The 20,121-nt window shown below is 67.1% G+C and carries 17 protein-coding genes, 1 tRNA gene and 5 pseudogenes; 11 read left to right on the forward strand and 12 right to left on the reverse strand.

Features of this window, described 5'->3' with window-relative positions:
* The first annotated feature begins 39 nt into the window (after positions 1-39).
* Positions 40-492 (forward strand): winged helix-turn-helix transcriptional regulator, encoded by a 453-nt coding sequence (locus ACIHEJ_RS37375; RefSeq protein ID WP_400142257.1) that lies wholly within the window; start codon positions 40-42, stop codon positions 490-492.
* Positions 493-684: 192 nt separating this feature from the next.
* Here the strand turns inward: ACIHEJ_RS37375 and ACIHEJ_RS37380 are convergent, their stop codons facing one another.
* The 3 genes and pseudogenes from ACIHEJ_RS37380 to ACIHEJ_RS37390 all read right to left on the reverse strand — a co-directional run bounded on the left by ACIHEJ_RS37380 (position 685) and on the right by ACIHEJ_RS37390 (position 2,461).
* On the reverse strand, positions 685-855 hold the full coding sequence (locus tag ACIHEJ_RS37380) for a hypothetical protein (RefSeq protein WP_400142259.1): 171 nt from the start codon (positions 853-855) through the stop codon (positions 685-687).
* Between the two features lie 24 nt (positions 856-879).
* Positions 880-1,188, reverse strand: a pseudogene (locus ACIHEJ_RS37385) (PRC-barrel domain-containing protein); the annotation flags it as partial.
* Between the two features lie 511 nt (positions 1,189-1,699).
* Positions 1,700-2,461, reverse strand: coding sequence for an SDR family NAD(P)-dependent oxidoreductase (locus tag ACIHEJ_RS37390; protein WP_400142260.1), 762 nt, complete (start codon positions 2,459-2,461; stop codon positions 1,700-1,702).
* Between the two features lie 128 nt (positions 2,462-2,589).
* On the opposite strand from ACIHEJ_RS37390, the gene ACIHEJ_RS37395 reads away from it, so the two are divergent.
* From ACIHEJ_RS37395 to ACIHEJ_RS37410, 4 genes are all read left to right on the forward strand, one after another.
* On the forward strand, positions 2,590-3,198 hold the full coding sequence (locus tag ACIHEJ_RS37395) for a TetR/AcrR family transcriptional regulator (protein WP_400142262.1): 609 nt from the start codon (positions 2,590-2,592) through the stop codon (positions 3,196-3,198).
* A gap of 753 nt (positions 3,199-3,951) precedes the next feature.
* Positions 3,952-4,245, forward strand: coding sequence for a hypothetical protein (locus ACIHEJ_RS37400; RefSeq protein ID WP_400142264.1), 294 nt, complete (start codon positions 3,952-3,954; stop codon positions 4,243-4,245).
* Between the two features lie 137 nt (positions 4,246-4,382).
* Positions 4,383-4,550 carry a hypothetical protein gene (locus ACIHEJ_RS37405; protein ID WP_352367419.1) on the forward strand — a complete coding sequence of 56 codons (168 nt, stop codon included), beginning with the start codon at positions 4,383-4,385 and terminating at the stop codon, positions 4,548-4,550.
* Between the two features lie 120 nt (positions 4,551-4,670).
* Positions 4,671-4,745: transfer RNA gene (locus ACIHEJ_RS37410), tRNA-Met, on the forward strand.
* A gap of 740 nt (positions 4,746-5,485) precedes the next feature.
* Here ACIHEJ_RS37410 and ACIHEJ_RS37415 read toward each other — a convergent pair.
* On the reverse strand, positions 5,486-6,574 hold the full coding sequence (locus tag ACIHEJ_RS37415; RefSeq protein WP_400142267.1) for an alcohol dehydrogenase catalytic domain-containing protein: 1,089 nt from the start codon (positions 6,572-6,574) through the stop codon (positions 5,486-5,488).
* Between the two features lie 102 nt (positions 6,575-6,676).
* On the opposite strand from ACIHEJ_RS37415, the gene ACIHEJ_RS37420 reads away from it, so the two are divergent.
* Positions 6,677-7,570, forward strand: a complete 894-nt coding sequence (locus ACIHEJ_RS37420; RefSeq protein WP_400142269.1) for a LysR family transcriptional regulator — start codon at positions 6,677-6,679, stop codon at positions 7,568-7,570.
* Positions 7,571-8,900: 1,330 nt separating this feature from the next.
* Here ACIHEJ_RS37420 and ACIHEJ_RS37425 read toward each other — a convergent pair.
* Entirely contained in the window at positions 8,901-9,371 is a 471-nt protein-coding gene (locus tag ACIHEJ_RS37425) for a hypothetical protein (RefSeq protein WP_400142271.1), read from the reverse strand.
* 515 nt (positions 9,372-9,886) lie between these two features.
* Between ACIHEJ_RS37425 and ACIHEJ_RS37430 the strand changes: the two genes are divergently transcribed.
* From ACIHEJ_RS37430 to ACIHEJ_RS37445, 4 genes are read left to right on the forward strand one after another with little or no spacing between them, the layout of a single operon-like run.
* Positions 9,887-10,804 carry an ISL3 family transposase gene (locus tag ACIHEJ_RS37430; RefSeq protein ID WP_400142273.1) on the forward strand — a complete coding sequence of 306 codons (918 nt, stop codon included), beginning with the start codon at positions 9,887-9,889 and terminating at the stop codon, positions 10,802-10,804.
* A gap of 2 nt (positions 10,805-10,806) precedes the next feature.
* On the forward strand, positions 10,807-11,487 hold the full coding sequence (locus ACIHEJ_RS37435; protein WP_400142275.1) for a transposase: 681 nt from the start codon (positions 10,807-10,809) through the stop codon (positions 11,485-11,487).
* A gap of 23 nt (positions 11,488-11,510) precedes the next feature.
* A complete protein-coding gene (locus ACIHEJ_RS37440; protein ID WP_400142277.1) occupies positions 11,511-12,128 on the forward strand; it encodes a hypothetical protein in 618 nt (205 codons plus the stop codon).
* Positions 12,118-12,549, forward strand: a complete 432-nt coding sequence (locus tag ACIHEJ_RS37445) for a GNAT family N-acetyltransferase (RefSeq protein WP_400142279.1) — start codon at positions 12,118-12,120, stop codon at positions 12,547-12,549. Before ACIHEJ_RS37440 ends, ACIHEJ_RS37445 begins: the two co-directional genes overlap by 11 nt.
* Here the strand turns inward: ACIHEJ_RS37445 and ACIHEJ_RS37450 are convergent.
* Positions 12,524-13,173, reverse strand: a pseudogene (locus ACIHEJ_RS37450) (IS5 family transposase); the annotation flags it as partial. The gene ACIHEJ_RS37445 and the pseudogene ACIHEJ_RS37450 overlap by 26 nt on opposite strands.
* 13 nt (positions 13,174-13,186) lie before the next feature.
* Between ACIHEJ_RS37450 and ACIHEJ_RS37455 the strand changes: the two are divergent.
* A pseudogene (locus tag ACIHEJ_RS37455) lies at positions 13,187-13,390 on the forward strand (hypothetical protein); the annotation flags it as partial.
* Here ACIHEJ_RS37455 and ACIHEJ_RS37460 read toward each other — a convergent pair.
* The 6 genes and pseudogenes from ACIHEJ_RS37460 to ACIHEJ_RS37485 form a co-directional block, all read right to left on the reverse strand.
* Positions 13,361-14,674, reverse strand: a complete 1,314-nt coding sequence (locus ACIHEJ_RS37460; RefSeq protein WP_400142281.1) for a caspase domain-containing protein — start codon at positions 14,672-14,674, stop codon at positions 13,361-13,363. The pseudogene ACIHEJ_RS37455 and the gene ACIHEJ_RS37460 overlap by 30 nt on opposite strands.
* The gene (locus ACIHEJ_RS37465) at positions 14,671-15,150 is read right to left on the reverse strand and encodes a hypothetical protein (protein ID WP_400142283.1); all 480 of its coding nucleotides are present in this window, start codon (positions 15,148-15,150) and stop codon (positions 14,671-14,673) included. Before ACIHEJ_RS37465 ends, ACIHEJ_RS37460 begins: the two co-directional genes overlap by 4 nt.
* A 161-nt stretch (positions 15,151-15,311) precedes the next feature.
* Positions 15,312-15,693: pseudogene (locus tag ACIHEJ_RS37470) on the reverse strand (transposase); the annotation flags it as partial.
* Positions 15,694-15,759: 66 nt separating this feature from the next.
* Entirely contained in the window at positions 15,760-16,863 is a 1,104-nt protein-coding gene (locus tag ACIHEJ_RS37475; RefSeq protein WP_400142285.1) for an exonuclease domain-containing protein, read from the reverse strand.
* 265 nt (positions 16,864-17,128) lie between these two features.
* Positions 17,129-17,302: pseudogene (locus ACIHEJ_RS37480) on the reverse strand (IS5/IS1182 family transposase); the annotation flags it as partial.
* Between the two features lie 322 nt (positions 17,303-17,624).
* Positions 17,625-20,066, reverse strand: coding sequence for a CHAT domain-containing protein (locus tag ACIHEJ_RS37485; RefSeq protein ID WP_400142387.1), 2,442 nt, complete (start codon positions 20,064-20,066; stop codon positions 17,625-17,627).
* Positions 20,067-20,121 lie beyond the last annotated feature (55 nt).

Consider the following 20,121-nt stretch of genomic DNA (forward strand, 5'->3'; position numbering starts at 1 on the left):
GGTTACCGTCAGATACCAGGCGAACTTAGGAGACCGGCCGTGGGCGTTCAAGAAGGCACTTCCCGGAACCCTGGTCACCCCGGGGTAACCCCCCACCGCGGTGACCTCTTCGATGCGGCCTGCCCCACCAGGCAGCTGCTCGACCGGGTCGGAACGAAATGGACGACAATGCTCGTCCTGACCCTCGACCAGACCGACGGCGAACTTCGTTTCACCGAACTCAAGCGAGCCATGACCGGGATTTCCCAGAAGATGCTGACGCAGACGTTGCGGTCACTCGAACGGGATGGCCTCGTCACCCGCCGGGTCGAGCCTTCCGTTCCGCCACGGGTGTTCTACGGGCTCACCATGCGTGGAAGGTCGTTGGCGCAACCCCTGTCACAATTGCGAGAGTGGGCCGAAATGCACATGCCAGAGGTTCAGCTCGATCAGAACGCATTCGACCGTGCGGCTCGACACCACCCGGCGCCGCAACCAGTACGGCACCAGTGAGCGCACCCGCGACATCTGCGACTCCCCAGCCCTGGCGATCGCTTCCCCGACGGACCCTGCTGATCGCAAGCGCTTCGAATCCTCCAGTGACTCTTACTGCCTGATTCGTATGGTTTCGACGTCGGCGGGTGGCAGCGCCGAACTGGGTGAGTACCGCACCCTGACGGCGTCACGACATGAGGCGCGCGACGATTACCTGACGACGCGCTGCCTTCCTCCGTGACGCAGGCGCATTCCGTCGTAGACGAGATCGGCGAGCAGTACGACGGCGCCGATGATCAGCAGATAGAACAGCCCGTGGGCGGCGAATCCGATGATTCCCAGAACGATGGCGACGAGAATCAGGAGGAGGAACAGACTCATCGGCCCTCCCGGAGCTTCGGTGGTTCAACGGCGGGCGAGGCGGCGCTCGCCGCCGACACCCTGGGAGTAGTCGAGTGCGTAGTGCGCGAACACCGTCGACTCGTCCGACGCCGGCAGTTCCCCGTCCGTGTCGATCGCCGGGGTCTTCTTCACCACGCTCTTGTCGTAGGCGAGCCTCAGGTAGGCCGGTCCCACCGTCGCGCCCTTGAGCGGTACGAAGACCAGGCGGCGCCGGGTCGGCAGGCCGACGGTCACCGTGGCGAAGAAGGGTTGGTCGGTCGTGATGTCCACATACACCGACTCCAACGTGCCGATCTTGTGGCCACCACTGTCGCGGGGCCGACGCCTTCCGGTTTCTTCGTCGGCCCCATCCGGCCTGCTGACACCCGCGAAGGGCGCCTCGGTGCTCGGGCCCCGGACCCGTGCTCGCCTTCGCCCTCGTCTATGCCCTCGGCACCAGCGCGTTCGTCCCCAAGCCGGCGCTGAGCGCGGCGGCCGGAGTCCTCTTCGGGGCCGCCCGGCGGTCTGCTCGTGGCGCTGCTCGTGAACACCGCCGGAGCCCTCCTCGGATACGGCGCCGGCCGCCTGCTGGGCAGTGACGCCCTGGACCTGCTAGCAACCGCAACCGCCATGTGAGGGCACTGAGCACACGCCTGGCCCACGGCCCCTTCGCACCCGCGGTCCTCTCGCCGGAGCTCTGGCCGTGCTGGGCGCTGTCTTCCTGATCAGAAGACGACGGCCGACAGTTCGACAAGTGCAGTTCACGGATCCGGACCACGGGAGCGATGGCGGCTCTCGTTCCTTCGACAAGCCCCCGTGTCATGAACGGGGAGCTTGCGTCTGGTCAGACTTGCTCGGTGGGGCGTATGAGCAGTTCGGCGACGGCCGTGTGGCGGGGTCGGGTGACGATGTAGCCGACAGCGTCGGCGATGTCCCGGCTCTGCAGCCGCTCGATGTCGCCGAGGTAGGCCTCGAGCTGCTGCTGGACGGGGGCCGGGTTGTGCGTGCGCAGCTCGGTGTCGACGCTGCCCGGTTCGACGACGGACACGCGGACGTGGCTGCGTGCCAGTTCTTGGCGCAGTGCCTCGCTGAAAGCGCCGACGCCGAATTTGGTGGCGCAGTACACGGCGGACATGGCGAAGGCGCTGCGACCGGCGAGTGAGCCGATGTTCACGATGTCGGCGACCCGGCGGTGCCCGTCGGCTGCCGCCTTGACCAGGTGGGGGGTGGCCGCGTGGGAGGCGTACATCAGGCCCATGAGGTTGATGTCGATCATGCGACGCCAGTCGTTCAGGTCCGCGCTTGGGGCGGGCCCGAGCAGCATGAGACCGGCATTGTTGACGAGGGTGTCCAGGCGCCCCAGCCCGTCGACGGTCCGTTCGACCGCTTCCGTGGCGGCCTGGGCGTCGGTGATGTCGGCGGGCACGACGAGGGCCTGTCCGCCGGCGGCGGTGATATCTGTCGCGAGTTCGGCGAGCCGGTCCTCGCGTCGGCCGACCAGGGCCACGGCGGCGCCTTCGCGGGCGAGCTCCAGGGCGGTGGCGTGGCCGATGCCGCTGGATGCTCCGGTGACCAGGGCGACGGTTCCTTCGAGACGAGGAGTCATGGAGTCAATGCCTTTCGGTGAGCGGAAGCCGATGCGATCCGCACGTGATGGGGGAGGACGGCCCCCTTCGAGGCGAGCCGTACAGGGGTGGGGGCCGTTCGAGGCCCGGCCGCGGGCACAATGAGGTGGTGAGCATTGCTGGGCAGAAGAGAACCGACGGCACGCAGGCAGAGACGAAGAGCGCCGGGCAGCCACCGCCCCGTGAGCGCCTGGTCCGGGCGGCGTCACGGCTGTTCTATTACGAGGGAGTCCGGGCGATCGGGGTGGAGCGGCTGATCGCGGATGCCGGGGTGACGAAGGCGACCTTCTACCGGCACTTCGCATCCAAGGACGACCTGGTCGTGGCCTATCTGGAGACGAAGGACGCCTACTATCGGGCTTTGGCCGAGCCGTTGGCCGCCGCCCATCCGCCCGCCGAGGCGATCGACCTGATCTTCGACGCGATCGCCGAGCACGCCCGCGAGCGCGGTTTTCGAGGATCACCGTTCACGAACGCGGCTGCTGAATACCCGGACGCGGATCACCCGGTGCGTGCCCTGGTGGCGTCCCACCGCACGTGGGCCCGCACGCTCTTCCAGGAACTGCTCACGCGGTCCGGCCACGCCGATCCGGACTCGGCGGCCGGTGCACTACTCATGCTGTACGACGGGGCGATGGCGGCCGGCTACCTGGATGACTCCGCGGCTGCCCACAAGACCTTGCTTGACGCAGTCCGACTGATCCGCTCCGGCGGCTGAGTCCAGGCCCGCCGAGTAACAGCAGTGCCTGTGGGGCCGGTCTCGGCCTCTTCGGGGACGGGTGGCGGTTGCCGCATTGTCAGTCTCTCTTCGACATGGGTGGCAGGCGGTGGGACCGGTCGGCAGGCCAGTTCCTAAGTAGGAAGACCGGTCGTTCTACCTCGAAGATAGTCCTGCCGCCGCCCAGGCGCCACTCACTCGTTCGTGGCGCCCCTCACACGGCGGCGGCCAGCCGGCCAAGCCCATGGACATTGGCGAGCACGGCGCGTGGCATGACGTGACTCAGCGTCCGTATCGATGCGCTGTCGGCCGGAGGCCGTGCAGAGAAACGGCACTCACACGTGCCCGTCGATGCTGCTGTGCCTGCCGCTCTGCCCGCTGCGACCCGATGGGTTCTGCACAGCCCACGCCACGAACACTCGGTTCGCAAAGGAACAGCCTTTCGCAGTGCCGTTCGTCCGGATCGGCCAAGGCTCACGAGCGCCGCCGCACCCCGCCGGTTCCTGCGTCGGGGGCGACGGGGCAGGGGAGTCCGACTGCCGAAGGGGCCATAAGGGCCACCCGAGCAGGTAGCCGCCAGTTCAAAAGGGCGGAGCTCGCCGTACCCGAGTACCGGGAGTTCCTGGACGCCCTCCAGGATCTCCCGGAGGTCGGCACCGGCGGGCCGGTCGGCTTCTGCAGCCACTGCGGCGCCGCCATGGACTGAAGCAAAGGAGAGCGGTACGTCAGGTGTTTTGGGGTACACGGCTCCGCATGGCACCGAAGATCGAACGCATTCAGTTCCTGCGGGCCGTGCGGCAGCTGCACCGTGTCCGCTCCTTCTACGCTGTGGGTGTCCTGTTGTGGGCGGCGTCTTCTGCCTGGACCGGCTGGCAGGAGCCCGGGAGCCGGCAGATGTGGGTGTCCGTCCTCCTCCTGACTGTCTTCACCGGTCTCCTCGTCACCGCGGGCCTGTCCCTGCGGCGTCTCGCAGCTCCCGCGACGGACCGGCCCGCGCATCACGCCGCCCCGCGCAAGACGGCAAGCGCCCGCCACGCCCACGCCTGAGCAAGCGCCAGCCCGCCGTGCATGAGCCGGCAGGCTCCTGCAGGGTGGGGCATGCGGCTCCGGAAGATGCCGCCTCACGTCTACGGGGGCGGCCAGCGGGCATACGGGCTTCACTTCCTATGAGAGAGGGGCTCGTCATGCTCGGCGTAGTCGCGGCAGTGCTGTTCTTCATCGCGTTCCTCATCAACGCGGCCGAGATCAGCACGAATCACACGTTCTCGTCAGTCAACGTCATGCTCCTGGGGCTGACTGCACTGGCCCTGCATGTTGCGGGAATCGGCAGCACCTGGTCCCGGAGACGCTGACCCGGCATCAAGTCCCAAAAACGCCGGCCGAAGAGAGCTGCTTCGCCTGTCACGCCAGTGATCTGAGCGCGGTGGCTGGTCCGCCCTCGCGTGTCGCGCCATGCAGGGTGGCCTCACCGGCGCGGGGTGAGCAGCTCGGTAGCTCGCTGGGCTCATGACCCAGAGGTCGCAGGTTCAAATCCTGTCCCGCTACCAGGAGAAGGGGCCCGCTGCAGCGGGCCCCTTCTCCGTCCCCGAGCGATCAGCTGGTCTGCACCGGGCAGCCGTCACGGACAGCACGGTGACGAGGGCGAAGGCATCGCCGCCGATCTGGTCTGCCAGCACTGGCGACCCACCGGGGCGGCGCTGCGAGATGCGGGCGTGCGTTGACGGAAGGCGTCTCCGTACGGCGACGGTCTTGCTGGGCGGATCGGTCTTGTGCGCGGTGCCGGCCGTTATAAGTGCTTGGCCACCGCTCGAAGCCCGCGCCGGAAGTCGGCTCGTGCTGGTCCTCGACCAGGCCCTGTGTTTCGGATCTCGGCGGTTCACCGGATGGGGCGGCAACCAGCTCTTCGCGAAGACCTCTGCGTTGTCGCAGCGAAGCTGCTGGGTGGCAACCTCTACCGGGAACCTTGGAACTGACGCTCGTCAGATGGTTCCTCCGGGATCAGCGAGCGGACCAGATGAAGATGCCGGCGATGTGAAGGCCGGCGCGGAAGACGACGGCGGTCTTCTCACGGCGGATTGCCAGGCCGCGCCAATTCTTCAGGCGGTTGATGCAGCGTTGGACGGTTGGCTTCGTTCATTTCAAACAGCAGCGACAGTTCGTCCGTTCGGGCAGCAGTTGGTGATGGGTAGGCTCATGGCTCTCAACGAGACATAGCGGCAGCAGTATGCTGACCTGCGCTCGTGAGAGCGGGGGCGTGGCGCTGACAGGTGGCGATCAGTGGGTCTTGTCAGCGAGCCGGGGGAGTGAGGGCGGTGCGGTCGAAGGGGCCACCGTGTGAGGCGGCGTACGTGACGGCGTCGTTGACGGAGTTGAGGGCGAACGACCGGACCCGTTCCGGGGCGAGGTCCAGGGTGCCCGAGGCGATCAACCGGATGATGCCGACGTTCGCAGTACGCGGGTACATCCACTGGCCGCGCACCGTGATCGAGTTGCGCATGATCCATGGGTAGGGGAGTGCGAGGTCGTCGCCACCGAGCATGCCGACGCCGCCCATGAGAACGACGCGGCCGTATTCGCGCACGGTCATGGCTGCCGTGCGCGCTGCCGAGCTGGGTGCGCTCGGCGGTAGCAGGTCGATCACCATGTCGATCGGGCCGTCGGCCGCCGCGGACATCGCCGCGCGGTCGCCGGCCTCGTCCCCGGTGAGCGGGACCGGGCGCACGAGCGGACCGAACCGGTCGGCGAGGAGGTCGAGCGCGGCCTGGTTGCGGCCTGGGGCGACCACGCGGCCCGCCCCCATGGCGAGCGCGACCGCGACCGCACTGCTGCCGAGATTGCCGGTGGCCCCGTTGACGAGCAGCGTCTCACCGGCTGCGAGCCCGCCGGCCAGCAGCCCGCCGTAAGGGATGACGTGCACGCCGAGCGCGGCCCAGCGGGCCGGGTCGTCGCCCGCCGCTGCGGGGAGCGGGAAGACGTTCTCCGTCGGGACCCGCATGAGCTCGGCGAACGATCCGTCGTGCAAGTGCCGGGCGAGGCGTGCGCCGCCCTCGCCGCGGGAGCTCCAGCCCTGGAGCGTGATGTCGGGCGTCAGGGCGTCGTCCCGCGAGCGCACTGTGGAGTCGCACCACACCAGGTCGCCGGGGCGCAGTCGGGTGGCGTCCGGGCCCATGTGGACGATCCGTCCCACGCCGCCGGTCCCTGGCACGACGGGAGGGACCAGGGGGTAGTTCCGCTCGCCGCTGAAGACCTCGGCCGCGTAGGGCGCCACGCCGGCGGCGAGGACCTCGACCACCACCTCGCCGCCGCCGGCCTCGGGGTCGGGAACCTCCCGCACCGTGAGCGGGGCACCGAACTGCGTCAGAAGTGCTGCTCGCACGTGATGACCTCCGTGTTCGTCCGTGTTCGTCGAGATCGACACTAGAAACCCGGCGAGCATGCGGGAAGCGACGATCAAGCATCTCTGGTATGCGTATGCCGCATGGACATCTCCAGCACAGGCCTACGGGTCCTGCGACAGATCGCCGAGTCCGGCAGCTTCACCGCAGCAGCCACCCGGCTCGGCTACACCCAGTCGGCGGTCTCACGTCAGGCCGCCTCCCTCGAACGAAGCGCGGGAGCCGCCCTGTTCGAACGCCGCCCCGACGGTGTGCGGCTCACCTCGGCGGGTCTGACTCTGTTGCGCCACGCTCGCACGATCCTCGACTGTCTGACGGCGGCCGAGCGCGACCTCACCGGCACCGTGCCGCGGACCGAACTGGTGCGACTCGGGCTGTTCCTGAGCGCGGGCGCGGCCATCCTGCCCGTCTCACTCACCCACCTCGCGGCGACCGACCCGCAGATCACGGTCACGACTACCGAGGGCACCACGCCCTCCCTGATCCGGGCACTGCGCGCGGGCTCGATCGACCTCGCCGTGCTGACGTCCCGCCCGCCCCACCGGCCTTTGGACGGCGAGTCGCCGCGCCTGCACGTCGAGACCGTTGCGGACACCGAACTGTTCGTGGCGGCGGCTTCGACCGGAGAGTTCGCCGGCCGCACCGCGGTCCACGTCGACGAACTGGTCGACGCCCCGTGGATCGCCGCCCCGGCGTCGAACGCTGAGCCACTGCTCGGTGTCTGGCCCGGCCTGCCCGCACGGCCGCACATCGTCCACTGCGCGCGCGACTGGCTGACGAAGCTTCAGCTGGTCGCCGGTGGCTTCGGGGTGACAACGGTGCCCTCGCGGCTCTCGCCGGTGCTGCCGCCCGGAGTGAGCCTCCTGCACGTCGAAGGAGCACCTCCCGAGATCCGCCGGGTTCTCGTGGCGCGCCTCCCCGGCCGCCCCACCCCGGCGATCACGGCCGTCTCCCGAGCAATTGCCTCGACCACCTGACACGTGCCGCCGAGGCCGTCACATTCGGTGCCGTAGCCCGCCGAAGGCGCACACCATCACCTGTCCCTCGGCATGGGCCATGGCCTTTTCAGCAGCAACACCCCGCTGCTGCCCGGGCAAGTACCCCCGCGACGTCGAAACTCGTGAACATAGCCAGGCCGTGGATCTGGGGGCCTCCCAGACCCGTGAACGACTGACTTCAATACTCGGGCTCTGGCCCACTTCGTGTGGTCGCGTACGCAGCGTGACTGTCGATCTTCTTGGGAAGGTGGCTGAGATAGCCCGAAAATCGCCCGGCCCGGTGGGCTGCGTGGCCGACAGTGCTGGCCCGTGAACGAAGTACGGCCGCAGCTCGAAGAGTTGTCGTTCTCCTCACTGGAGAGCGTGTTGGTGGAGTCGGTCGAGGCGACCGACACGGTCATCCGGGTCGAGGCCCTGAGCACTGCCCGGCAGGCGACTTGCCCGGGCTGCGGGTGGCCTGTCGGGGCGAGTGCAGGGCTCCTATCTGCGATTTCCTCATGATCTGCCGACGGCAGGCAAGTCTGGCGTGGTGGCATTGAGGGTGCGCCGGTTCGTCTGCGCGGAGGGTTCCTGTCCGCGCAAGACTCATCGCCGGCCTCACGCTTCCCTGGAACTCCGGAGTCGTGGAAGGCCACGTCAACCGGTTGATGCTCGAGCGTCAGATGTTCGGCCGCGCAGGATTTGAACTCCTCCGCAAACGAGTCCTGCTGGTGTGACCGAGAGTCACACGACCGCACAAGTGGGCCAGAGCCCGCAGTCACGCACCTAACCACGGACCAGAAGCCGAACCGCGCGTCACGTTACAGCGGGGCAAAGGTTCTCTGATGAGGCACTGCTGGAGCAGCGGCTGGAGGACATCACTGCGGAGCGCCACCGTCAGATGCCTCAGCGGATCGGACAGGACGCGGAGGCGGTCGCAGAGGCGTGCGCAGTACGCAGGAATGCGCGGGCTCGGGCGAACGCGGCTGCCACCGATCAGAAGGGGGCGGACGAGGTGCTGCATCTGGCGCCGGTCGGCTGGTATGCCGGCTGGTTCGTGTCCCGGGTGCCGGGGAAGGTCGACATGGACCGTGACGGCATCGCTGCGCGGTTCGCGGCGTGGGGGGGAGGGGGAGGTGCCAATGAAGCGGTACCAGGACCGGCTGCGGGTAGAGACACGCGAGGAGTTCGAGGCGCGTCTGAAGCGGGAGACCGCGAAGGAGCTGCACGGGCCTCCCGTGGCCGCGTAATCCCCCCGCATAAAACACGAGAGCCCCCGTCCTCCTGGTCGCGGAGGCGGAGGCGCTGCGGTGTGCGAGGTCTGGCAGCGTCAGGTCTGGCACTGCGAGGTCGCCGCACTGGACCAGTTCGACCAGGCGCCCCCCGCCGGCCTCACGTGGACGCGGATCGTGATTTTGACCGGGCCACAGATGCGGGTGGAGGTAGCGATGGCGATCGGGCCGACCGTGGAACGCCGCTGCACGATGGTCCGGCCGCTGCCCATTTTCATCCAGTCGTCGCCGTCCCCCTGCACGTGGAGGTACGCCTCGTACTCGACCCATGAGGTGTGGGAGCGAGAGTTGGTGATGAGGGCGTGGGCGGTGATGTCGCGCCAGAAGATCTTCCCGTCCTTCCAGCGTTCGGCGGAAATACAGCCCCGGGCGCCGATGTTCTGCGTCGAGACCCCGCCGCCGCAGGCGACGGCAGCGGCGTGGGCCTGGGCGGGGAAGGCGAGCGCGGCCGCGGCGGCTGCCGCGACGAGGGTTCCCGTACGTTTCACGGTCCGGGCAGTTTTCGTCATGGGGGAACCGTATCCGCTCGTTCAGTCGCCCGCCCCGGTATCCGGCACAGTCACGGTCTGGTCCTGGACGTCTTCGGCCACGGTGGCACCGACCAGGCCGAGACCGAGCAGGTTAGCGGCGACGAGCAGTAACGCGCCGGCCGCTTCTGTGCACCCCGACAGGGTGGGGCTGGAGCCGGACCGGAGCGCCCCCGCGCCGCGAGAGATCGAGCCGGAACCTCCGCCGCGTAGGGAACGGCGCTGGTCACTCCTCGGTCGCTGATCCCGATACCCGCATATTCCTCGTCTGTTCGTGCTGCACACCGCAATCGCCTGGGAATACCTGCCGCAGGAACTCGGCTTCGGATCCGACAGGGAGTGACCGCACCACAAGAAGTGGACCAGAGCCCTCTCGGGTTCTGGCACAAGTTCTGTGACGCGGCCACGCTGAGTGACGGCCGGGCTTCCGCGGACAGTAGGCGAAGTCGCCCGAAAATGAGCCGTGACCAGGACGGTTGGGATGACAGTTCGGGGCCGTGGAAGAGATCGCGCTCCGGTTGCAAGGGCTGTTGTTCGCGTCGATCGCGGACGTCGCGGTGCTGTCGGTGGACGTGAGCATCGCGATAGTGCGGGTCGACATGGAATGCACTGCGAACGGTGCGGCTTGCCCTGTGTGCGGGGTCTGGTCGAACCGGGTTCATGGCTCCTATCTGTGGTTTCCCGCTGATGTGCCCAGCGCCGGACGAAGCGTTGTCCTCCAGCTGAAGGTCCGCCGGTTCGCCTGCGGCAACTCGGAGTGCGCACGCCGGACTTTCGTCGAGCAGATACCCGGCCTGATGCATCGACACGGTCAGCGGACCGAGCGGCTGCGTGCGACGCTGGCCTCGGTCGGTCTCGCCCTGGCGGGCCGTGCCGGCGCTCGCCTGAGCTCCGCGCTCGGGGTCTGCGTCAGCCGTAGCACCGTCCTGCGCCTGGTCGATGCTCTTCCCGAGCCGGAAGTGCCCGCCCCGCGTATGGTCGGCGTTGACGAGTACGCCACCCGTAAGGGCCGCCAGTACGGCACCGTTCTCGTCGACGTCGAAACCCGCCGCCCTGTCGACCTGCTGCCCGACCGCGAGGCATCGAGCCTGGCGGCCTGGCTCGCCGATCGGCCCGGCGTCGAGGTCGTATGCCGGGACCGGGCGCCGTTCTTCGCCGAGGGCGCCACCACCGGTGCACCGCAGGCCGTCCAGGTCGCGGACCGGTGGTATCTCTGGCACAACCTCAGCGAGGCCACCGAGCGGAGCGTCGCCCAGCACCGTCGCTGCCTCCGCGCTCTGGCCCCACGGCTCCTGAACCTGGACCCGATCCCGAGGCTGTTCCGGCCGCGGCCTCGTCCGGTTCTCCCTGGGCGCGCGGACACCGATGCGCCGACCGGACCCGGGCTCGGCATGCTGCCGTTCACGCACTGCTGACGGTGGGACACAGCCGGCGCTCGGTGCAGCGGCAGCTCGGGATGACCTACCGCACCGTCAAGCAGTCCGCCGACGCCGCGACGTCGGAAGAGCTGTTCACCGGTCAGTGGCAGAACCGGCCCTCTGTCCTCAACGACTACAAGCCCTACCTGGACGACCGCTGGAACGAGGGCTGCAGCACCTGGAAGCTGTGGGAGGAGATCATGCCACTCGGCTACAAAGGCAGCTACCACCGCGTTCGCGCCTACCTGCACGACAAGCGCATCCCACCGCGGCCGGTGACCGCCCGGCCGCCCTCGCCCCGGACCGTCGCCGGATGGATCCTCCGCCGTCCGGACGCCCTCACCGCGACCGAGCAACTCCAGCTCAAGGCCGTCCGGGCACACTGCTCCGAACTCGACGCCCTCACCGGCCACGTCCGCTCCTTCGCGACCCTGCTCACCGAGCGTCGGGGCGAGCGCGTGCCCGCGTGGCTCGACGCCGTCCGGCGGGACGACCTGCCCAGCCTCCACACCCTCGCGGCGGGCATCGACCACGACCGCGACGCGGTTATCGCCGGCCTGACTCTGCCCTGGAGCTCGGGCGTCGTCGAAGGGCATGTCAACCGGATCAAGATGCTCAAGCGCCAGATGTTCGGCCGTGCAGGCTTCGCCCTCCTGCGGAAGCGCGTCCTCATGTCCTGATCATCGACGACGGGAGCAACTTGATGGCAGCGGCGGCGGCAGATGTGCAAGCCTTCCCCTTCCAGATACCGACGGAGAAAACCTTGATGACCAGCGACGACGCCCTCGATCAGTTCAGACACATCGCGCGTGAGAGGGCATTTGGCAGGCATGTCGGGTCGGACAGGCTCATTCAGGCAGGTCTGGACGCGCTGACTGCTGGGGTCGAGAGCCCGTCCGTGGCCATGCTGGCTGGACTCCTCCGGAGCGAAGAGCCCGACGCGCCGGAGCTCTTCGACCAAGTACTGGAGGAGCTGGGACTGCTCTTCCACCCGCCCGCAGACCGCCGGGCCGCAAAGTGGGCGATGGCTTACTGGACCGCCGGTCAGATCGCCGACGGATCACTAGATCCCACCGCCGGCACCCACCTCATCTGGGCAGACATCGCCCATGACCTCGGCTACCCCGAAGAGCTAGAACCCCTTGTGCACTGCGCGCACAACCTAGACGGCTGGGAGGAGAGCTGGGGAGTCTCCGTTGAGGAACTCAACGGGGAAGCGGTTGAGGCAGCGAAGCAGTTCCTTAGAGGTCATCTCATTTGGCACCATAGTCACTTGGAAAAACCAAGCGGCAAGGCTACGCTGCCGCTCCATGATCGCTAGCCGTAAGAACGGGTACGAACTCTCTACAGACCCGGATCGCCTCGACGTGGAGCTGGTGCACCGATGGCTATCGACGGACGCGTTCTGGGCGCTGGGGCGTACGCGGGAGACTGTCGAAGAGTCGATGCGCGGCTCACTGAACTTCGCCATCTACGACGACAGCGGTGACCAGGCTGCCTACGCTCGAGTGGTCACCGACCGTGCAACCTTTGCTTGGCTCTGTGATGTCTACGTCGCCCCTTCCCACCGCGGTAAGGGACTCGGGACCTGGCTTGCGGCAGCGGTACGCGACCACCTTGCCCCCTACCGGCTCAAACGGGTCCTCCTGTCGACTCTTGACGCGCACGAGGTTTACGCGAAGGCTGGCTTCGTCCCAGTACTGAACCCCGAGAACTTCATGATTTTGCCGGCCGAGGGGTGAGCCGAGGAGGCAGTCTGCGGTAGCAGATGAGGGTGCAGGCGATGCTGGTGAAGGCCAGGAAGTGGTCAGCCTTGCGTTCGTAGCGGCGGTGTAGTCGGCGGCAGCCGGCGAGCCAGGCCATGGTGCGTTCGATCGTCCAACGGTGTCGTCCGAGTCGCTGCGAGGTCTCGACGCCCTTGCGGGCGATGCGGTGCCGAATGCCCCGGTGAGATAACCGTCGTCGCAGGTGGGTGTAGTCACAGCCCTTGTCTGCGTGGAGTTTGCCGGGCTTGCGCCGCCAGGGGACCTCGCCGGGAGCGGACCGGCGGTATGCCCTTCACGAGCGGGATCAGGCGTGGCCGTCGTGGACGTTGGCGCCCGAGATTCCGACGGACAGGGGCAGCCCGGTCCGTTCGGTGATCAGGTGGGTCTTCGAGCCGTGTTTGCCTCGATCTACAGGATTCGGACCTGTCAGGTCCCCTTTTTCAGGGCCCGCATGTTCACCGAGTCGATCGCGCACCTCGACCAGTCCAAGTCGCAGCGCGAGCCCAGTTCGTCGAGGACCAGGCGATGCAGCTTTGCCCACACCCGGGCCTTCGTCCACTCGCTGAACCTCCGGTGGGCGGTTGCCCCGGACGGGACGAACGACGCTGAGGGCGGCTCCGGCCTGGGCGTCCTCCGTCGGATGGTCGAGCGCACCCTCGCCTGGTTGCACGGCTTCAGCCGCCTGCGGATCCGATGGGAGCGACGTGACGACATCCACGAAGCCTTCCTCGGCCTCGCCACCTGCCTGATCACCCACCGCCACGTCCGACGCCTTTGTCAGGAGCTCTTAACGCAGCCGTGGGTCCATCTCCAGTAGCTGTTGGTCGGTGCGGTAGATGCCGCCGGCGAAGTGTTCGATCGCCGAGCGTAGGCGCATGGGATCGGCACCGTAGGTACCCAGCATTCCCGCGGTGACGTAGCGTCGGTCCGGGAGACGTCGGTTGAGCCTCTCGTGGAACCCTGGCGGCCGCGGAGCGTCTGCCTTCAGCCGGACGATGAGCACGTTGGGGACCAGTACAGTCCCCGGCGCCCTGCGCAGCACGCCCACGCACTCGACGTCCCTCCATGGCACGTGAGCCGAATGCGTCCCACGCTCGATGCCCAGCCCGTTCCCGTTCACGACAAGGCCGTAGTGGACGCCTCTTCGAAGGGAGAGCAGGAGGCCGATCAGACCGACGAAGAGGGTTGCACCGCCGCCCCAGATCAAGAGCACGCGCCACCCACCGAAGAGCGCCATCACCGCAATGGAGACGGCAAGCGTCAGAAATACCTGGATGGTGTCACGGCGGCGGTTGGCCGGTGGGTCGGGCGGGGGCTGACGGAAACGGATCTCTCCCTCGCTGCCGGTCGGCGGCCCCGGGTGCGGCTGGACGGGGCCCCGGGCGAGGGCGAGGTCCCCGGCAGCGTTGACGGAGCGCTTTTGCGGCCGCGGCAGCCCTGCACCCTGCAGCACGGTGTCGATGTGCTGGTGGATGTCGTCCAGGGTGAGCGGCTGCGGCTGATTCAGTGCATCCAGCAGGGCGGCGGTGAAGGCGGTGTGGCGCTGTCCTGGCGGTGCGTGGGAGGGTGCGGTGGCCGTGGTGGAAGTGAGGGTGTAGGTGCCGCTCACGTCGAGTTGGGCCGTCAGCAGGCTGCCCGTTTCGGTCATGGCGGCCACCGCGCGGCCGGAGAAGCAGCAGTCCAGCACCAGGACCCGCAGGCGTGCCCGGGCCCGGCCGAGGTAGCGCTTGACCAGGTCGGCCGGGACACCGGTGAAGCCGACATGACCGGGGTCCGTGGACGACAGCGCGAGGTGGAGCAGCCCGTCCTCGTCCAGCAGCCCGTGACCGGTGTAGTAGACGAGCAGCAGGTCCTCGGCCTCGCGTGCCGCTTGGGCAAGTGCCATACCGACGCTGCGGTGATCGGCCGGATCGGCCAGCACACGGCAGTGTTCCGGCAACAGAATGCCGTGCGTCTCATGCGTGAGCGCGGAGCGAAGGTCCGCGAGGTTGGACTTCACGGCGGGAATCGCGGGCAGATCGATGGCGTCGAATTCGCTGCACCCGATGAGGACTACCCGGGAAGCGGCACCGTCGGGGAAGCGCGGCGCGCTCTGCCTCACTCCGCCCCGCCTTCCAGCAGCCGCCCGACAGCACCGAGCACCGCCTGCGGATCACTGGTCCGGCGGACCTCGACGGTGACCTCCCGCCCATCGCTGCGGCTCAGTCGCACGGTGACGTCCGCACGGCGTTGCACGAGCCAGGTCGACAAAGACCTGGCCAGCACCGCTCCCGCTCCACCGGAGCCCAGCGCCACCGCCAGCACGTCCAGCGCGGCCCCCATGTGCCCCGGCTGCGGCGTCCGGCCCAGCAGCTCCACCCGGCCGCGCAGTGCCTCTTCCGCAGCCAGCCAATCCCGCAGTGACACCAGATGCGTCTCTGCTTCCGCACCCGGCTCGGCCGATACCCGCAACCTCAAGGTGCAGCGTGCAGATGGCGTTTCATTCTCCCCGTATTGCTCCATGAGGCCATCGTGCCAACAACAGCGGCTGAACACCCCAGACATCTCAGATCGGTTGGCGCCGGTGATGCGGTGCATCCCGCCCATCATCGAGCCCGCTGGCCAGCCGCTGGGTATCCACGGCCGACGGGCGACTCCGAAGCGGAGTCGGGGTCGCGGCGCTGCAACTCCTCACGGAGCCGGGTGAGTGCCCGTGCAGCGTGTTCTTGACCGTTCCGGGCGCCATGCCGAGAGCGGCGGCGGTCCACGGGGCTCGGACCTGTGTGTTCGCCCCCCTTTTTCGCCCTGCCGTGGGCGGTGTCGATAACAACACGGGTGACATCGATGAGGCCGGCGTCGTCGAGTCGTTGCAGGACCGCCTCGTGCAGGCGGCCCCACACGCCGGCTCTGGACCAGATCAGGAACCGGCGGTGGGCCGTGGAGTTCGTAATGCCGAAGCAGGGCGGCAGCGCGCCAGGCACGGCCGCTGACCAGCACATCGATGATTGCCGCGAACAGCGTGTCATCAGACGTGTCCTGCGTCCCACCACCCTGCGGTCGAAGCCTCGACGGCGGGATCAGCGGCTTCGCGATCTCCCACAGCCCATCCGGAACAATCCAACTCCACGTACCCCGCCCCATACGCAGCCCAACGACCGCCTCACCACACAGGACGCGGTCTAAGGTGGCGGCAGGAAAGGACGGGACTCATCCGACGTTGCTGCAGGCGAGCAGGTGCTGCACCGTGAGTGGCTCGTCGTGTCGGGCAACTTCCTGCCTTTGGAACAGTAGGCGCACGACGATTTCGCCGTAATGGCGACACAGACCCACCAGGGCGTCCCAGGTGGCCAGGCAGTCGCCGAGAGCACTGTGCGCGGCGAGGTTGCCGGGCGAGTACAAGTCGGCAAGGTCGGACAGGGCGTGATTGTCGCTGTGATAGCGGATCTGCTGACTGATCCGCATCGGGTCCACGACTTGTACCGGCCGGCGAAGGCGGTCGGCAAGACGGGGAAGGCCATGACGGCGGCATTCCGCGTCCAGCAAGGGCAAGTCGTAGACCCTGTTGAAGATCACCAGTGTGGCGCCATCGCTGATCTCTTTAGCGAGGATGCCGGTCAGTTCATCGATGGCGTCACGTGGGCTCACACCGTCATTACGGGCCATCGTGTCGTCGATGCCGTGGACGTCGTAGGCGCCTTCAGGGATTGGCACGCCCGGATCGATCAGGACGCTGCCCCAGGCAAGAGCACGGTGGTCGGCCACCAGCCAGGCGGCCTCCACGATGCGGGCCGTCTCGGGGTCCAACCCGGTCGTTTCCAGATCGAACACCACAATTCGTCCGCCAGGAAGCGAACTAGAGGCATGGCGCCTCTCTGCTGTCGCCTCCTGCAGGTGCTTCTCAACCGCGCGCCGGTCCGCGGCACGGGCCATTCGGCACAGAGCGTGGGCTACCTCCCCGGGCGTGCTGGCGCGAGGAAGCCGAAGAAACTCTCCTTGTTCGTCTGCCAGCCCTCCCGGAGATGAGATGAACAGGGACCAACTGTCATCAGGGCCGGACAGCAGCCCGATGGTGACTGCGTAGCGCTCCTCCTCACCCAACGACAGCAGCAACCACTCCCCAAAGCCCGTAGTCTCACCCGGTCGTAGAAACTCCTCCCAGGAGCAGGCGTCACGAGCCAGATCACGTTGACGCGACTCTTCTTGATAGCTGTCGGCCAGTCCCGGCCCTGTCGAGTGCCCACCCCACCCGACCGGCAACGCCTCGATCAAGGCGTCAAGGAAAGGCTCTGGGGCGCGAGAGTCGAAGAACATGGTCCTGTCCTGAGGCGGAGGGCCCAGGGCCCGGCTGGTCGAGTGCAGATCGAATGATCGTCGAACCATCGGTAGTACCGCCAGTCAAGCGCGGACAGGCCACCCCAGATGAGTGCGCAGCCGCAGGAGAGCAAAGTCAGGACATCAGGACCGACGTCGTCAAACTCCTCGACTGGTACATCCTGCGGGAACCGGACCGGACGCCGGTGCTCATCGCCGAGATCTGCCTGAATGCCCGCCTCCGACTCGGGCTTGAGCCCAGGGACGCCGTCACCAACAGAACCCGGTCCTCTAGCGGGAGGCGCCAAGGCCAGCCTCGCTGAACGGCATCAGCCCCTTGAAGGCGAACGGTTGTGACCAACTTGCTGAAGCTGTGCGGGCGCAACCTGGTAAAAGGGGCTAACCAGGACGGTTGCGACGCCGTGGTCACTCCAGCCACACCGAGATCATCCCAGCACGGTCACAGGTGGGGCTCCGGTCCACGACTCACTCCCTCGTAGTCCTGCCAACGGCTCAGAGCACGTCACACCCTACGTCCGGAGCGGCATGCGATGAGTGCCCGTTCGCGACCACATACGAGGGAGCGGCTGGATCCTTCTACGACCCTCGCCAGGGTCCACTCAACTTCGGCGTCATGCCAGTCTCGAAGGAGAGCAACGAGCTGCTGGAAACCTGATCCTGCAGCTCATTGCGCGGGAAGCCCGCGCCGCACACGCTGATGAAGCCTGGTAGGCGCCGCGAATGGTCGGGTGATGTGAGGGCTATGCGATCGTGACACGGGCCGCCGGGCTTCCGTAAACCGCGTAAGCCAGCCAGGTGGGGTCGCCACCGTGGTTTCGGATGGCGCGGCGCGCCTTCATCGAGGCTTCGCCGAGCGGGAGGTGCTCGCGAACCAAGTGATGATAGAACGTGTCGGCAAACATCAGCGCAGAGTCGGAACGCACGGGCCACAAGGTGCCGACAAACGCTCCCGCGCCTGCTCTAAGGAACTGCGGTGCCCAGCCCAGACTGGACGAGTACCAGTTGATCTCTCCAGCGCTGCGGCAGGCATTGAAGAACACCAGCGGCCGTGTGTCCCGCAAAGCCCCGGTACGTCGGGCGTATGCCAGATCTATAGGATCGAAGCCGCCATCCTCCATGGCGACCCGTGAGCCTCGCTCTGTGAAGGTGTTGTGGCAGGCGAAGTGCAGTAGGCCTGCCATTCCTGCATTCACGAGGTCTTGGACCTGGCTACGCCTGGTGAGCGTGCCAACGTCGGTGATGGTCGAGTCGAATTTCGCACGCAGTGCGGCGACCTCCTGGGCCGCTTCAGGAGGTGAGCCAGGTGGGATTACGAACGCCACCTTGGGAATGGGCAGCTCGCGCACCCGGCTTTGGCCGAAGACGCGCCGCACGATCGGCAGCCATTCAGCCAGGAAACCGTCGCCTTCTTGCGCGCCGTCTATGGGATAGAGGAGCTCCCAGGGCACGACGTCATGTTCGCCGAGCACGGTAAATGCACGGATGCGGTCAGCTTCTTCCCAGAATTGCCGACGCACCGCTTCGGGAACGGCATCTGCCCATAACGACACTCCGAGGTTGCGAAGTCGTTCTCGAGCCTGTCGCCCGTCGATCTGGTGAGCCGCTGCGGCACTGCTCCGCAACTCCTGGTAGATATAGCCGGTGATGCGCTCCGGGTCCCCGGCACGAAGCCGGAATGTCTCGGGAGCATAGCTAGTCTCCCCAAGCAACTGAAAGCTATACGCGCCGTCTTCCGTTTTGAGGACCTGGAGCGTCACCTCTCCCGGGTCGAAAGCGAGCGAATTCAGTGGCGAGCTGTGAGCTGGTCCATCCCGAGTTGGCACGTCGGCTTCAACTGAAATTTGCGTCCGTAGCTCCCCGAGAAAAGACCCGCCACAGAAAACCCGTACGGTAACGGTATGAAGCCCTGTTATCGTCGTCCGCAGACCAAATCGTACGACGTCGGAGTCACAGCCAGGCACTATGGTCAGCTCCTGCTGGAGATCTCCAAGCGCGAGAAGCCCAGGTGCATGGACTGTGATCAGGAGCCGCATCCCTTGCGCAGGCACGGCAAATCCACGCAGCGCTACGCCGACATCTCCGCGCTCTTGAATGATCTGTACCTGCAGTGGTACTTCCCTGCCCGGGGGAGCCTGCTCTGCCAATTCAGCGACGAGCCGCCTCGACTCCATGGTTCCGTGGCCAGCGGACGGTGAGGAACCGGGATAGATCGGGGCAACACCCTGTCGAAGCGGCGGTGAAACAGGGGAGGCACCAGCAAAGCGTTGATCGAGAATATCGCTGACCGCACGCAAGGCTGATTGTTTCGAGGCATCCAGTTCGTGACTCTCAGCTGTATCACCGATCAGGGACTGAAGCGCGGTTTCCAAGCGTGCCTGCACGAAGCGAATCTGATCGTCGCTCATACTGTCCATGACGAGCCTGGAGTCTTCCGGATGAGCGGCCAGATGCAGAGCCCAAGCATGCACCCCGCCATTCTCCAGATAATACTGGTAGAACTCGATCTTCAGCTGCTCCAGGGGCAGCTGTTGCTGCGCGGCCAGCTCGTGCTGCTCCCGGACGAAAGCTAATGCCTCCTGGTGCTGGATGGTCTGGAGCCGACGCTGGTGGTCGATGTTCTCCTGGTCGCGCTTCAGGCGCAGTGTCCAGGTCACCTGCAATCCCGCGGCCGAGCCGAGCGGCTGCCACGTGGTCTTCTCCTGCAGCAGCGCGTGCTCAGCCTGCGCGCTGGCAGCGATAGCGAAGCGCCGGGTCACCCGCCGGGCCGCCTGCTGCAGCTCGCCGAGCAGCAACCGCGGCACGTCCCGGTGTCCTGTGGCCACGAACCGGGCTGGCTCGAGACACTGCCAGGACACGTCGACCGCGGCTGTGAACTCGAACGCGTCGTTGTCGCTGGGCAACGCCAGCTCAGTCGAGAACGAGTGCACGCCCATGTCCACCTCGTACACGACCGCATACCGCTTGACCACCATCTGGGTGCGCATCGGCCGTTGGGGCGGCAGATACGTGTCGTAGCCTCCATCCGGGGTGACGAAGACCAGCCCAACATCGATGCGGACGGCTGACCTGAGGTTGAAGTCGAAGCGTGACAGCGGGCGCACGGTGAGGACGGGATCGACCAGCTGTGTGTGCCGACCGGCCGGTGGCTCCTGCTCGGGTTGGCGGTCTCCGGTATCAGGCATGGTGCTCGACTTCTCGGCGCGCCGTTCTCGGCCTGGCGAGTGGGTCCGCGGTCGG

Origin of the sequence: Streptomyces sp. NPDC052301, assembly GCF_044593395.1 — a bacterium.
In the GTDB taxonomy this organism is placed as follows: Bacteria; Actinomycetota; Actinomycetes; order Streptomycetales; family Streptomycetaceae; genus Streptomyces.